Genomic DNA, 13,729 nt, shown 5'->3' with positions numbered 1-13,729 from the left:
TAGAACATTGAGACTCACTTTCGTGATGGAAGGAGGAAGACAGATGGATCTCTTGATTCGTGATATCGATCCTGTCCTCGCTAAACAACTCGACGAACAAGCGGAGAAACAGTCGTGTTCCCGACAAGAATTGTTGAAAGGATTGTTGACCACCTGGTGTGCAGACGGCGTCCAGTCGACACAGGTCGAACGCCTCGAACGACAGCTCGAAGCGAATACCTTACACCTGAAGCGGAGCGCAACCGAACTCGAACTATTGACTACACTCTTCCGTGAGGTGATGCAGGATGAGTAACATTCCCGGCGTCATCATCAAGTCGAAGTTCAAGTTGCCGCAAACAACTCGACGGGCGCGTCGTTATACGACCTACCTCAGCTACATCGATCGACCAGAGACAAAAGCGCGGTCGCATCAATTCGAGAACTATCACGACTATATGGAAGATGAACTGAAATCAAGCGGTCTGTTCACAGCGACGCAAGACCGATTGAATGCGAATGAACGAGAGCAGTTACGCGATATCTTCCGACGGGCACAAGAGAACGGCAGCATCCTCTGGCAAGATGTCATCTCGTTCGATGAAGCGTGGTTACAGGAAGTCGGTGTCAAAGAAAATCGTTACATCGATGAACAACGGTTAATGCAGGCGACACGGAATGCGACCGCGCTGATGATTGAAAGGGAACAGATGTTGCACGCAACATGGGCCGCCGCCATCCACTACAACACGGACAATATCCATGTCCATGTCGCGACGGTCGAGACGATGCATCCACGCGAACGCGGCAAACGTAAACCGAAAACGATCGAGCAGATGAAGGCACAAGTCGTCCATACACTTGCCGACCGGACACGTGAACAAGAGAAACTGAATGCCTTCATCCGTGATGAAGTCCTTGCGCACAAACGAAATCATGCAACACTATCTGTTTCAAACCGCGTGCTACATCCGGAACTCGTACGCCAGTACAAAGCGATTCAGAAACGACTACCGGACGATAAACGGCAATGGTACTACAACATGAACAGCATGCAAGAAGTACGTCCTTCACTTAATCAATTCACTGACGCGCATCTAGCGACGCACTTCGAGAAAGAACACGCCGCGTTCAAGCAACGACTCGATACGGAGGTCGCATTCTACGAGCGAAGTTACGGATCGGCATCTCAAGCATCGGCTTATCGGAAGACGAAAGAACAGGATCTCTATACACGAATGGGAAACGCCATCCTGTCCGAAATGCGTGAGTCGTCTACGTCATCCCAGAAGCTAACAAAGACGAAGACGTCCTCACCTAAACAAAAAATCCGGTCAGCATTTCGACGTGAACGGATCATGCAAGAGACGCTCTATCGAATCGGACGACACATGAATGATGAGTGGGAACACATACAAAATCAAAAAGCGTTCGAACTTCTTCAGCAAGAAATCGATCACAATCGGTAAAAGAAAAAGTCACCCTTACGACAAAAGGATGACAACCAGCAATTTTTTTATCGACGATTTATTTGGATCGCATAGTCACTCAAACGCTGGAATTCTTCATTGTACATTCGACTCAATCTTGATCTGGAGAGTTTGTAAAGAATAGCATAAGCCCATTTCGATGTATCCACTATCAAATCGATTTGTAGCTCTGTTTGATTCTGTTTCGATTGCAAATGGTATTGACCAATCATCGTTCCCACCTCATTCGAAGTTCTGAGATCAATAAAGGACGGTGCCTCGATATTCTCGACCCAAGCATCAGCGCAATACCTTTTTCCACGATGTTCTTGAATGACTTGAAGTTTCTGACCCGCGTACGAATATTGCAATGGCTCTCCTTCTGCATAGACATGATCCTTAGTCATATTGCTCCAACTCAGAATGTGTTCATTCTTCGTCAAGTAATCGTATACCTCTTCTATAGAGGCATCAATCAATTGAACAGAATTGTAAAAATGAATTTTTGACATGTTTGTACCTCGCCTTAACTAATTTATCTGTTCATCATACCATTCGAACTGAGCCTTGTTTCTTTGGCAGTTGTTTTTACAGTTCATAATTATAGAAAGGAGCATACGGATGGAAGAAACCAAGCAAATTCGGATTAAGATGAGTGCTGTGACTGCTGAATTTTTAGAGGAATACCGGGAGAGAGAACGGTTGTCCGGGATTGGTCCGGCAATCGATCACATCATCCGCGACTATCAAGAGATGATCAAAAAGCAATGGGACTTGAACTATGTCAGTCGTTCCGTCTCAAGACAGATCGAACAAGAGTTGACGACGTTCTGGGATGAACAGATCACGAGAAGTCTTTCTCCATTACGAAAGAGCGTCCAACAAACAGACCTTCAAACACAGGTATTGATCGAACTGGTACAAGCCTTGATGCAGACGGAGAGCATCGAGGACATCATCCCGACGACCGAATACCGTCCTTCGTTCCTTGAGACGGCAGAGACGGCTGTCAAAAAACGAATCGACCAGCGCAAGCAACTTAAACATTCGGATGAAGAAAGGATGACTCACAAATGAGACGACTCGAAGCCTTCACACTCGCGACATTTCTCGAATTGCATCCGACCCAAGTCACCGTCATGATTCATCAAGCGCATTATGATATTCCGGTTTCTCAGGATGAACGAGCGTTTCTTCAGCTCTTGCAGGAAGAACCTTTGGTATTACTCCCGGTATCACGTGATCGCCGTCATCTACTACTCGATCGACTGGCTAACGACCCGATAGTATCAGAAGAGTTGAACGATTTTGAAGGTGCTGCTGATTCATCCGTTTCGTCGGAAGGAGCGTGAGTGGCATGGCATACAAGAAGAAAACGCGTGAGGATTACCAGAAGGAGGTCCAAGCGTTGACCGATAAAATGGAGACGCAGCTCGCCTCCCACTTCGTCAGTCAGGAGAGCATCAAGGAACACCTCGACTTCATGAGCCGGTTCCATCGTTACTCGACACGGAACATGCTGTTGATTGAGGAGCAGTTCCAAGGTGCTCGTGCCGTTGGTTCCTATGCGTACTGGGAGAAGCAAGGTGTCCAGGTCCAAAAGGGTGAGAAAGGGATTAAAATCTTCGTTCCCTCCCCCGTTACGTTCATCAAACGAGAGACGGAGTGGGTGGCGTGGAAGGACGCCACGAAGACGGAGCAAAAACGTGCCAAGGAAGGTTCTCTTCCGACGCGGAAAGCGATGTACTACAAGATTGGTCATGTCTTCGAGTACACACAGACCGATGCACGGGAAAAGGGACTCGAAGTCTCTGAGTTATTCGCTTCCTATCATCGAAATGGTTCGATTCGTGAGGCGGAATCGTTTCGCCGCGCGTTGAACGGGATTGCTGAGACACAAGACGTAAAAATACTCGATCAGCCACTGAACGAGCTTGGTACGGCAAAAGGCTGCTTTTATCCAGAACTGAACGCGATCGCCCTCAATCCGCGGAACTCGGATATTGAGAACGTGACTATCCTGATTCATGAACTCGCGCATGCCAATCTGCACAACATGGAACGGAATGAAGAACGCGGAATCGAGTTAAAACCACATGAGAAAGAGTTCCAAGCGGAGATGGTCGCCTATACGATTGCGGCACACTTTGGTTTTCCGACGGACGAGTTTTCATTGTCGTATCTCGCTAACTGGACGCAAGGGAGAGACTTGCGTGATAAGGAAGACCTGTTGCATGAAGTCCATCAGACATCCGGTCACTTCATCCGCGAGATTCATGCTTCACTCGAGCAGGAGCAAATCTTGGAACGCGAAGCATCACCCATTAAAATGATTGAGTACATCGAACAGAGTGCACAAATCACAGAACACGGATTACCGTTAGCTGAACGTCTAGAGCAAATCATGCAGCATTCACCGGAGGACGTCGGTGCTTATCTGACGAGCATCGCTAAGCAGGACACGCAACAAGACCTGTCAACGTTCGAAGAACCAATGATGCTGGTCCATGGTGCGACAGATTTCTTCGAACCGTTCGCAAGAGCCAATGACCGTGACTTCGACGAACATGAGACTGTCGCCTACACGCTCGTCGTCCCAGGCGAAGAACCGATTAGCCAACACTTCCGCATCCTCGATGATGCGATGGGACCATACCATCATATCTTGAACACAGAAGTCGTCAATAAGGAGACCGAACAAGTACTCGAAAAAGCATGGTACGACGAGATGATTTCGACGGAAGACCGTGATTTAGAAAAAGTCCGACAAATCGTGACACGTCACTTCAATGTACCGAAACAAGATTTCCGTAGCCGCTAATGTTTTAAATTCGAATAAACATAATAGAAATCAAACAGAAACACGGAAGTCATAAATATTGTGACCATGTTCATATAAATATAGATCAATATAATTCTTTATCAATATCTGATTCAATTAGTAAAAAGTATATAATATCACGCGAAGACAGATTTCCAATTGACGAATTGTAATATTAAGTGCAACACCTAGCTGAAAACACAAAAAAACCCATAACGACCTCGTGTAGAATAGAGTTACCACACAAAATTCAACGGAGGATTCGTTATGAGTTATGTTCATCTTACCAAATCAGAAAGAGTCAAAATAGAGACATATCTCGAGCTAGGTTTTTCTATCCGAAAGATTGCTGGACGCCTAGGGCGTCAACCTTCTACGATTTCACGAGAATTGAAACGAAATCCTCACTATGATTCTTCCCATGCCGACAAGCGTTATGTGGAGCGGAAGAAGAAGTGCGGTGCACGGACGAAGTTTACGATCGAAAAAGGAGTCCGCATCCTCGAAAAGTTACGAGAGACCTGGTCCCCTGAACAGATTGCCGGACGATTATTCCAAGACGAAGGACTCTCGTTCAAGACCATTTATCGTTGGATTTATATGGGCCTCGTCGAGGCCGATTCTGGACTCCTCCGACAAAAAGGAAAGCGTCAGAAACCACGTGAGACGCGTCGACGCTTCAACGTCGGACTGCCGATAAGTAAACGTCCGGCTGACGTCAAAGCGCGCCAAACGTTCGGACATTGGAAGCTTGATACTGTTGTCTCGGGTAGAGGGAAATCTAAAGCCTGTGTCGCAACGTTCGTCGAGCGAAAGAGCCGCTTCTATCTCGCTGTACAGATGGAAGATCGGTCCGCTCAATCGATGGAGTCTGCGATTCAATCATTGAATCTTTTCTTCCCGTTGGGAACGTTCCAAACTGCGACGACAGATCGTGGAAAAGAGTTTAGTTGTCATGAACGAATTCGTGACACGTTAGGCGTACCGATGTATTTTGCGGATCCGTATTCTTCTTGGCAGCGTGGGAGTAACGAGAACGCCAATGGTCTTCTCCGTGAATTTTTTCCCGAAGGGGACAGATTTCGGAAAGGTCAGTCGTACTGAACTCGCTCAAGCGCTCGCCTGGATCAATGGGAGACCGCGAAAATGTCTCAACTGGAAAACTGCATACGAGGTCTTCACAGAAGAAGTGTTGCACTTAATTTGACAAACCGTCTTTTTTATTTATGATATGATTGCTCATATCGTTAATTTTTATTATTAATAATAAAAAAGGAGGAAACTAGCCGTGAAAAATAAACTGGCATTCATTTTAATCTTTCTTACTTTCGGCTTAATGTTTTTAAGTAGAACAGATATTTCGTATACGCTTTTTCAGACGTTTGGTATTTTTTACGCGATTTCTTGGGTAGTGATTATGTACTTCTATTTTAAGTCGAATAAAAAAAACGAACAAAGAACTTGAGTTTGACGAACCCTTGATGCTAACCAATGGTGCGACAAAATTTTTAAGCCATTCTTAAAAGCAAATGACTGTGATAGCTTCAACAAATGTGAGACAATTTTTCATTCGATGGTTACCTTATGAGAAGAACAAGATATAAAAATACATTTAGATCAAGAAAAAAGCAAGAAGTAGGATGATTTCTATCCGTACTTCTCGCTTTTTTTTTGAAAAATTAACTTTTTTAATAAAAATTTAATTCCGAGTTCATACTATGACAATTAAGTGTCGTAGAACCGGCTTCACTAAACCATCTATTTCGTGATTTAACTTGAGCTTCAAGAGAATGACAAATTAACGATTATAAAGACTATGGATAGTAGTTACGTCTAATATTTGTTTGCAATCAATTTTATAAGCTAGTTTGCCTAAAGTAGGATTGAAATTGAGCAAAAATTTTATTCTTTTCTGCTTAGATATTTCTTTAGTCCTCCCATAGTTCTTCCATCAGCTCATCGATTTCGTCTGACAGTCGCTGCCGTTCGCGGTCATCCTTCTCGATATGACCGTATTCATCCATCCAAATGACATCGCCGGATTCTACCGTCATCGGGAAGCGGGAAATCAGGATGTCGCGCATCCCATCGTCGAACTCGACGACGACCCACTTCCCCTCAATCCGGTCGATGATTCCTTTTCGTTTCGTCATTTCGACTTCTTGATCGTGTAGGACGATCCGTTCCCTTCGAAGACGATTGTGCCACTCTTATCCGTCCGTAGCATCGTCGCCTTCGCACGCTTCAAGTTCGTCACGACTTCCTTCGTCGGGTGTCCATAGGCATTCTTCCCAACACTGATGACAGCATACTTCGGTTTGACGTACTTGAGGAACGTCGCACTCGTCGATGTCTTCGCCCCATGATGCCCGACCTTAAGGACGTCTGCACGCAGCGTCTTCTTCTTTGCAATCATGTCTTGCTCCGACTTCAATTCCGCGTCTCCCGTGAATAGGAACGTGTTCTTCTTGTAGGCGACGTGTAAGACCGCACTCCAATTGTTCAAATCACTCTTCGCATATTCTTTGATTGGTCCGACGAATTGTGCTTTTACGCCTCCTTTGACCGGAAGCGAGACGCCTGCCTTCGCAGTCTTGATCGTCAGCTTCTCGCGTTTGACCGCCAACAAGAAGTCCTTGTAGGCTTGCGTCGTGTGCTTGACCTTTGGTGCATAGACACTCTTGACCTTGAACGAGTCGAGGACCTCATCGAGTCCCCCGATGTGATCGGCATCCGGATGCGTCGAGATCAACACTTCGATGTCGCCAACCTTCTGTTTCTTCAGATAGGCAACGAGTTCATCGCCCTTCCCTTTGTTACCACCGTCGATGACGATATCCTCACCACTTGGCATCTTGATATAGATGGCGTCGCCTTGACCGACATCGATATAGTGGACCTTGATTTTCGGTGTCGCCGCTTCGGCGCCTTGTAGTGGTCCAACGAATAACCCAACACTTGCGAATGCCAAGCTCGCACCCATCCATTTTCGTTTCATGTTCCATCGCTCCATTCCTGATTTGTAAGTTAACTTCAGTATACAGTGAATACCAGGAGAAAGTTGGGCATATACCCCACTCATTCATTTTTTTGATAGGTTAGCCGATATGTAGATCGATATACAAAAAAACAGACCTCAACGGGTCTGCTCTAATGGTATTGGAATTTTAACTTTGATTAAAACTCGTTTTTTTGTGCGTAGAAAAAATAGAGTGTAATAATAAGGGCAAAAAAGTAATGATTTGAAAGAATTGCTTATTCATTATTAAAAGAAAACATTACCTTTTTTCGTCCATTTAATTATTTAAATTAAATTTAATTGTTAAAAGAAAAATTTAAATAGTTTAATTTTTGTCTTGTGAAAAGTGATGATCTGAAACATTATTTAAAGGTTTTTTTATAAAGTTTTCTACTAAGTTAATACAATGCTGTTTAACATTTTGTTCTTCATACTCTTCAATTTGCTCTTCTTTAGATCCATATAAATCTTCATCTTTATGAATCTTTATATCGTTTTCATCAATTTTATAATTCGAATGAAAATGAAAAAATACAAATGCGTTATGAAGCATGCTCTCAACTAAAGCAGAAACAGACTCTATAAACTCATCATATTCTTCTTCGTTCAAAGAGTTTTGCAAATTCATATTACTATGAACATCTATAGAAATATAATTATCTCTGGAATCTAATTCTTCAGTAGTTGCTAAAGGATTATCTTCTACAGTAGCTTTTCTACCCATATCAGTTATTGAAAAATAGCAATAGATATTATAATAATTTTGAAATCTAACTTCCCATACTTCTGTATCTTGTAATCTATATAATCGAATAAAGTGATACATATTACTAATCCTCCTACAGCTTGTTGTTTTTAATTGTACTTAATCTTAACTTTTTAATTGTATACCAACCTACAAAGTAATATACTAAACTATTTAAAAAAATGTAAAACAAATTTGTGATTAGTTTAATTAAATCTAATTGATAGTGATTTAATATGTTATAAATTAAAATTTTACTTAGAGAAAAAGGTACAAACATACTACCTGATGAATATGAAAAAATAAAGAAAAATAATACTATTTGAGCAATTGCAATGACTGTCATTTTTAATCCAGTCGCTATTTGGATTGCTCCAACAATTAATCCTACACCTGCAACAGACATCATTCCAATAAATGAAGAAACATAAATAATTAAGTAACTTTTATATCCTAAGTTGTATAAATCGCCCAATGATAAATCGATTAAAAGCAAAAATAAAATAGAAAATGTTGCATTTAAAAAAACATTAATCAAGATTCTGATAGTTAAAATATATTCAAATGAGTATTTTAAATAACTTAACATATACATTCTACGATTATTTTTTTCCTGAGATATTTGATTAATAGGAAATGTTAAGCTACTAACTAAAATTCTAAGGAAGAAAATAATGGATATAAGGATCACAATAATTTCATGATATTTTTCTAGTTTATTAGTAATATTATTAAGCGTAATAAATAATATTAGTGTCATTATGAGTATAGATATAAGAGTAAACTTAATACTTTTTACATAATGATTATAGGATCTTTTAATTTCAGCTATTAAAATATTCATGTTAATATCTCCTCCATGTATATTTCGTTTATGGACGAGATCATCTCATAATTTGATTCATGAGTTGTTATGATAAAGGTTTTCTCTAAATTTTTTAATAGTTCAAAAAATTTTAAAACACTACTTTTGTCAAATCCTAATGTAGGTTCGTCAAATAGTATTATTTTACGATTAAGCAACAGTTGAAAAATTACTAAAAGCTTTTGTTGTGTTCCCTTAGATAAAGAACTTATATTTTTATAAAGTTTCTCTTCAATTTCAAAATAATTCATTAAATTTATGAAAGAATCCAATTTTTCAGACGTATACTTTTGTCCATTTATTCTTAAAAAATATTCAAGATTTTGTTTAATAGAAGAATCATTATAAAAAATTGAAGTTGATTCGATAAAAGATACGTTATTTTTAATAAATTTATTATATTTTTTTTGTTCTTTCATATTAAAATCATCAAAATTAACTTTAATATGAGGATCGGAAACATGTAAACTACCTGTTTTTGGTATACTGTAACCAGCTATTACTTTTAATATTGTTGTCTTTCCAGAAGCATTTTTACCCTTTAAAATATTTAGTTTATCTTCATGAAAAGCAACCGATTTTATTTTAAGGATATTTTCAAAACTAAATTCAATGTTGTTTAACTCTAATTTAATCAACGTTACTTATCTCTCCTTATGAAAGAATGTATGGCAAATTTTAATTTAGCCATACATTCTTTATGCTTATCAAGATAATATTTTAAATTGCAATAGCTCTCAAGAAAAATGCCCAAGCAACTGCATCATCTCCAGGGAAGAAAAAGGTTGCTGTTCCTAGAAAAACAGCTAAAGTCGCAACAGAAACTAGCGCCCACTTTGGAATTTTTTTTACCCATGAATCTGTTTTAGGATTTTCTTTTTTTACTGCCTTTTGCACAAATCCATTTTCAGTTACATGTGATTTTACCTTACTAGGCAATTTGTCAAAGCTACTATAATCGTTTGTTCTTTTATCACAAGGCTTCATATTATCAAGTCTTAAACAAAATACACTTTTACCTCTTTTAAAAAAATGAATATGATGATAAGGCTTAGCATTATCTGGAGTGTCGACTCGATAAGTCCAACCACCTCCGGCATTATATACTTTACCTGCTGCTGAAACACTATTTATTTGTGAGGTACTCACAAATAATAGAATAACAAATGTTAATAATAAGATTTTTTTCATTTTACTCTCCCCTTCCATAAAAAGCATATATTAGTATATTTAATTTGTAAATACACCTTTTTTTAAAAAATAAAAGTTAAATTTTTAGAATTAAAGGTTAAATTGTACTATCTTTTGATTTAAATAGTGTAATGCTGATGGATATTCTTGTTAAAAAGTATTTGAGAAACACTTAACGTAATCGACTCACAATGATTTCTTTCTCGCCTCAAAAATTTTAATTCATATAAGAGAAAGTTATAAGTAACTTTATGAGAAATATAGTAAGAATAAATGTTCTTACTATGTAAAATAATTCTACTTATCTCAATGAATGAAATACAGAGTATAGCATCATTAAACAAGCTTTATTCGAACGGAGTGAAAATTATGCGCATCACACAGTACACAGATTATGGACTCCGTACCTTGATTTATCTCGGCGCTCATCCTGGTGACATCATCCCAATGCCCCAAATCGCAGCACACTATGCAATCTCTCCGAATCACTTGATGAAGGTTACCCAGCAGTTGACGAAGCTTGGTTATGTCGAATCTGTCAGAGGGCGAAACGGAGGACTCCGACTGACGCGTGCTCCAAAAGAGATTAACATCGGAACCGTCGTCCGTCAGATGGAACCGCTCGATATCGTCGAATGCTTCAGTCCGAACGGGCAATGCCTCATCGCCCCTGTCTGTCGTCTCAAAGAGGTTCTCGGACGGGCAATGCGTGCTTTTCATCAAGAACTTGCGAAACATTCTCTGGAGGACTTACTCGATAATCGGGAACAACTTGTCGAACTTCTTCACCCTTCCACTCCAAGTGTCGAAACCGCTTCTATCTGATCAGGTGTGCTTCATATCATCGACTGACTCATCTAGTATGTCCCGACAAAGACTACTATGAGAAACAGATCTAATCACATGTGTGGTGGACGTTATATATTGTTAGCCATACCAACAGCCAATGGGAACGCCATCAAAAAAATCACCTTATTTTACTTACTACTTCTTTACCGCCTATAGCGAAAATGATGGAAAGGAGAACATTTTATGCATTCGTCTGATTTTCAAGATCGCTGTCGAAAAGTTGCTTTAGAAGCGTTTCTCGAGATGTATTCACGACTTTTACATGCAACAGACTCACCTTTGAAGCGACAGCAAGTCGAAAGCGTTCTTGAAGAGATGCGCAAAGAGTTCTCTCTTGAAGTCTTGACTGCTTCATCTTCAAACCGAACCATCGACAATGTTCAAAAACTCTATCAAAAGCTTCATCTTTTTTTGAACTGAAAGATTCATTTTAAATGAACATTTTATTCTATTTCGCTCCGTGCCTTCCGTCGCAAGGAACAGGAACGTAGAGATGCCTCGCGCAGGCGAGTTGCAGCTCTCGTTATCGGTCCGGCAGGAGGACAGCGGTGCGATGAGGATGTCGCTGCGTGCAGCCTACAGCCTCACGCATGAGCCCGAAAATTCTTCTTGTGTTGTACATCCAGTAGAAAGAGCATCACTACCTATCTACAGGAGGAATGATTCACTTCAATCAGCTATCTCTTCTTGAACCTTCGTACACTCCACTACTGTCTCACTACTGCATCCTCCATAACACCCTTCTATCTATATAGAAAAGACCAGATGTACTTTCTCACCCGCAGTGGATCCGTCCACTGCGGGTCTCTCATTGCCCTTGGATTCGGGACGAATCCATTCCCTACTCGCTTGCGCTCTCTCAAAAGAAAAACGTCGTCGTTTTTCGTCCATGCTCTTGCGCGCGGACAGGACGGGGTTGTCCCGTCCGTCTACGCTCTATCATCTCTTTACAGCACACCTTGTGCCTTCAAGCTGACGTATTCGTCTCCGGCACCGACGACGATATGGTCGAGTAGCTGGATGCCGACGATGCGTCCGACCTCGACGAGCCGTTCCGTCACCTCGATGTCTTCCCGTGATGGATGCGGGTCACCGCTCGGATGCTGATGACTGACGATGAGTGACGTCGCATTGTTGAGGATGGCGGACTTGAAGATTTCTCTGGGGTGGACGACGCTCGAGTTGATGCTTCCGACGTGTGCCCGGTGGACGGCAATGACCCGGTTCTTCGTATTAAGCAGGATGACGAGGAATACCTCACGGTCATCGTCCTGGATGAAACGTTTGGCGACACAGAACGCGTCCTCGGGGGACGTGATGTGCGTCGTCTCGAGCGCAACGTCTGGGTCTCGGACCTCTTGGCGGATACGAGTGATTTCAACGAGTGTAGTCAGTTTCATGGAAAAGCTCCTTTCGCGAGTGGGATGCAGTCCGACACGGTGCCGTCCTGTTGACGGGAACGCAGCGAGCGTCGCGAGGCGGCGCAAGGGTGACCGCAGGGAAAGATCAAAAAAAGCGGACAGCGCACCGGGACGAAGGCTTCCGGAGCCCGCGAGCGAAAAGCTTTGCTTTGAGCCAAAACGCGGAGGAAGACGAGGAACGGCAGTGGCTTTTTTTGATGGCCCTTGCGCCGACGAGGAGCGAGCTAGAGTACGGAAACAGGACGGCTTGCGGTCCCTATCCATCAGACAGAGCGGGACCGCTCTGTTCCGTGCTTTTAAAATGATCATTTATCGCATTAGCTATTCCAAATAGGATGACTAAAATGAATTCTTCCTTACTCGTCGATCCCGAGTAGTCTGTGAGCGGACCGTTCCAGCATTTGAAATATCTGATCTTGCTACTGACAAAAAGTAATGTATAAAAAAGAGACAAATCCCAAATTTTTAGGATTAGTCTCTTTTGGTTTCGAAGACATGTTGCTAAAAAGCTATTGATCCATTACATATCTGATTCAAGCTGTAAAACGACATGGCTCAAATCTGATACATCTTCCTTTTCATTAAATAGTGCAATCGCCTGCTCATGTGTCATATAGTCTTCGACCGATCTGTCCATCAATACTTGAGCTAATAGTTCCGCGTATGAATCTAGTTCGTCTTCATCGTTCGAATCTTGAACACGTCCACGCAATTCACCGACCAATCCTTTAACTTCTTCACCTCTTGTCGACCACATGCGATAAGCCATAAGTCGTTCGTCCTCATCATTCCCTGCGATAGCTTCTCGAATTTCATCCATCGAAGGATAGTCGGCAAATACATCTTCATGTGTTAATTCAACTCCGCCTTCAACTTGATCATTTCGACGAACGAGATGATCGAGTAGTTGGTCGAAGCTCTCTGCTACGAAGTGTGTTGTCTCATCCGAAATGTCCAAACACCAAATATGTGGTTCGTCAGGGGTGTCATCGAAATCGAAGTACCAAAGGTAACTGCCTTGACCCTCGCCGAACAGTATCAACTTTCCAGTTAATCCCCACTCAGCCAACATGTGCATGCCATCCTCAAATTCCTCCACCGTCAAGGGTTTAAAACGATTCAAAGGTAGATGAAGACCATCTTCTTCGTCAGACCATGTGTTTTCGAAATCAACATTCACTGAATCGAATACAAGATCCCCACCGTTTTGGTCTGCTAACTTTTCGATATATTTTTTAGGAAGGCGTGCGCCTAATTCTTTTTCGATTTGTTTCACGTTTTCTTTATTTAGTGATAATGCAATCTCATCTTCTAACAACTCATCCCAAAAATTCATCAAAGCACCTCTTTCACTACATTTGTATATTTAT

16 protein-coding genes and 1 pseudogene are annotated in these 13,729 nt (G+C 41.5%); 8 read left to right on the top strand and 9 right to left on the bottom strand.

From position 1 onward, the window contains the following. Window positions 1–43: 43 nt before the first annotated feature. Together ACN9MT_RS16245 and mobP2 are read left to right on the top strand one after the other, a co-directional pair. Window positions 44–295 (top strand): hypothetical protein, encoded by a 252-nt coding sequence (locus ACN9MT_RS16245; RefSeq protein WP_426273601.1) that lies wholly within the window; start codon window positions 44–46, stop codon window positions 293–295. Beyond that, window positions 288–1,448 carry a MobP2 family relaxase gene (gene mobP2 / locus ACN9MT_RS16240; protein ID WP_426273599.1) on the top strand — a complete coding sequence of 387 codons (1,161 nt, stop codon included), beginning with the start codon at window positions 288–290 and terminating at the stop codon, window positions 1,446–1,448. The genes ACN9MT_RS16245 and mobP2 overlap by 8 nt, the downstream gene beginning before the upstream one ends. Before the next feature lie 47 nt (window positions 1,449–1,495). On the opposite strand, the gene ACN9MT_RS16235 is transcribed toward mobP2, so the two are convergent. Next, on the bottom strand, window positions 1,496–1,960 hold the full coding sequence (locus tag ACN9MT_RS16235) for an SRPBCC domain-containing protein (protein WP_426273597.1): 465 nt from the start codon (window positions 1,958–1,960) through the stop codon (window positions 1,496–1,498). A gap of 109 nt (window positions 1,961–2,069) precedes the next feature. Between ACN9MT_RS16235 and ACN9MT_RS16230 the strand changes: the two genes are divergently transcribed. From ACN9MT_RS16230 to ACN9MT_RS16215, 4 genes and pseudogenes are all read left to right on the top strand, one after another. After that, entirely contained in the window at window positions 2,070–2,525 is a 456-nt protein-coding gene (locus ACN9MT_RS16230; protein ID WP_426273595.1) for a hypothetical protein, read from the top strand. After that, complete coding sequence (locus ACN9MT_RS16225; protein WP_426273593.1) at window positions 2,522–2,800, top strand: hypothetical protein; 279 nt, start codon at window positions 2,522–2,524, stop codon at window positions 2,798–2,800. Before ACN9MT_RS16230 ends, ACN9MT_RS16225 begins: the two co-directional genes overlap by 4 nt. A gap of 5 nt (window positions 2,801–2,805) precedes the next feature. Beyond that, on the top strand, window positions 2,806–4,269 hold the full coding sequence (locus ACN9MT_RS16220; protein ID WP_426273591.1) for an ArdC-like ssDNA-binding domain-containing protein: 1,464 nt from the start codon (window positions 2,806–2,808) through the stop codon (window positions 4,267–4,269). Between the two features lie 267 nt (window positions 4,270–4,536). Further along, window positions 4,537–5,476: pseudogene (locus tag ACN9MT_RS16215) on the top strand (IS30 family transposase). Window positions 5,477–6,197: 721 nt separating this feature from the next. On the opposite strand, the gene ACN9MT_RS16210 reads toward ACN9MT_RS16215, so the two are convergent. The 6 genes from ACN9MT_RS16210 to ACN9MT_RS16185 all read right to left on the bottom strand — a co-directional run bounded on the left by ACN9MT_RS16210 (window position 6,198) and on the right by ACN9MT_RS16185 (window position 10,089). Beyond that, window positions 6,198–6,422, bottom strand: coding sequence for a DUF3006 domain-containing protein (locus ACN9MT_RS16210; RefSeq protein WP_368915911.1), 225 nt, complete (start codon window positions 6,420–6,422; stop codon window positions 6,198–6,200). Continuing rightward, entirely contained in the window at window positions 6,419–7,252 is an 834-nt protein-coding gene (locus ACN9MT_RS16205; protein ID WP_426273823.1) for a ComEC/Rec2 family competence protein, read from the bottom strand. Before ACN9MT_RS16205 ends, ACN9MT_RS16210 begins: the two co-directional genes overlap by 4 nt. Before the next feature lie 361 nt (window positions 7,253–7,613). Further along, window positions 7,614–8,114 (bottom strand): hypothetical protein, encoded by a 501-nt coding sequence (locus tag ACN9MT_RS16200; RefSeq protein WP_426273588.1) that lies wholly within the window; start codon window positions 8,112–8,114, stop codon window positions 7,614–7,616. A gap of 13 nt (window positions 8,115–8,127) precedes the next feature. Next, window positions 8,128–8,877 (bottom strand): hypothetical protein, encoded by a 750-nt coding sequence (locus ACN9MT_RS16195; protein WP_426273586.1) that lies wholly within the window; start codon window positions 8,875–8,877, stop codon window positions 8,128–8,130. After that, window positions 8,874–9,536, bottom strand: coding sequence for an ATP-binding cassette domain-containing protein (locus ACN9MT_RS16190; protein WP_426273584.1), 663 nt, complete (start codon window positions 9,534–9,536; stop codon window positions 8,874–8,876). The genes ACN9MT_RS16195 and ACN9MT_RS16190 overlap by 4 nt, the downstream gene beginning before the upstream one ends. Before the next feature lie 82 nt (window positions 9,537–9,618). Further along, the gene (locus ACN9MT_RS16185) at window positions 9,619–10,089 is read right to left on the bottom strand and encodes a hypothetical protein (protein WP_426273583.1); all 471 of its coding nucleotides are present in this window, start codon (window positions 10,087–10,089) and stop codon (window positions 9,619–9,621) included. A 369-nt stretch (window positions 10,090–10,458) separates the two neighbouring features. Between ACN9MT_RS16185 and ACN9MT_RS16180 the strand changes: the two genes are divergently transcribed. Further along, on the top strand, window positions 10,459–10,914 hold the full coding sequence (locus tag ACN9MT_RS16180; protein WP_426273581.1) for an Rrf2 family transcriptional regulator: 456 nt from the start codon (window positions 10,459–10,461) through the stop codon (window positions 10,912–10,914). A gap of 207 nt (window positions 10,915–11,121) precedes the next feature. Then, window positions 11,122–11,358: a hypothetical protein gene (locus ACN9MT_RS16175; protein WP_426273579.1), complete on the top strand. Its 237-nt coding sequence runs from the start codon at window positions 11,122–11,124 to the stop codon at window positions 11,356–11,358. Between the two features lie 527 nt (window positions 11,359–11,885). Here ACN9MT_RS16175 and ACN9MT_RS16170 read toward each other — a convergent pair. Both ACN9MT_RS16170 and ACN9MT_RS16165 read right to left on the bottom strand, forming a co-directional pair. Continuing rightward, window positions 11,886–12,338: a JAB domain-containing protein gene (locus ACN9MT_RS16170; RefSeq protein WP_426273577.1), complete on the bottom strand. Its 453-nt coding sequence runs from the start codon at window positions 12,336–12,338 to the stop codon at window positions 11,886–11,888. A gap of 541 nt (window positions 12,339–12,879) precedes the next feature. Then, on the bottom strand, window positions 12,880–13,695 hold the full coding sequence (locus ACN9MT_RS16165; RefSeq protein WP_426273575.1) for an SMI1/KNR4 family protein: 816 nt from the start codon (window positions 13,693–13,695) through the stop codon (window positions 12,880–12,882). Window positions 13,696–13,729: the final 34 nt, after the last annotated feature.

Origin of the sequence: Exiguobacterium sp. R-17 (assembly GCF_049913315.1) — a bacterium.
Taxonomy (GTDB): domain Bacteria; phylum Bacillota; class Bacilli; order Exiguobacteriales; family Exiguobacteriaceae; genus Exiguobacterium_A.
The sequence above is the reverse complement of the archived record's forward strand: the minus strand, read 5'-3'. Positions and strand labels throughout refer to the sequence as shown.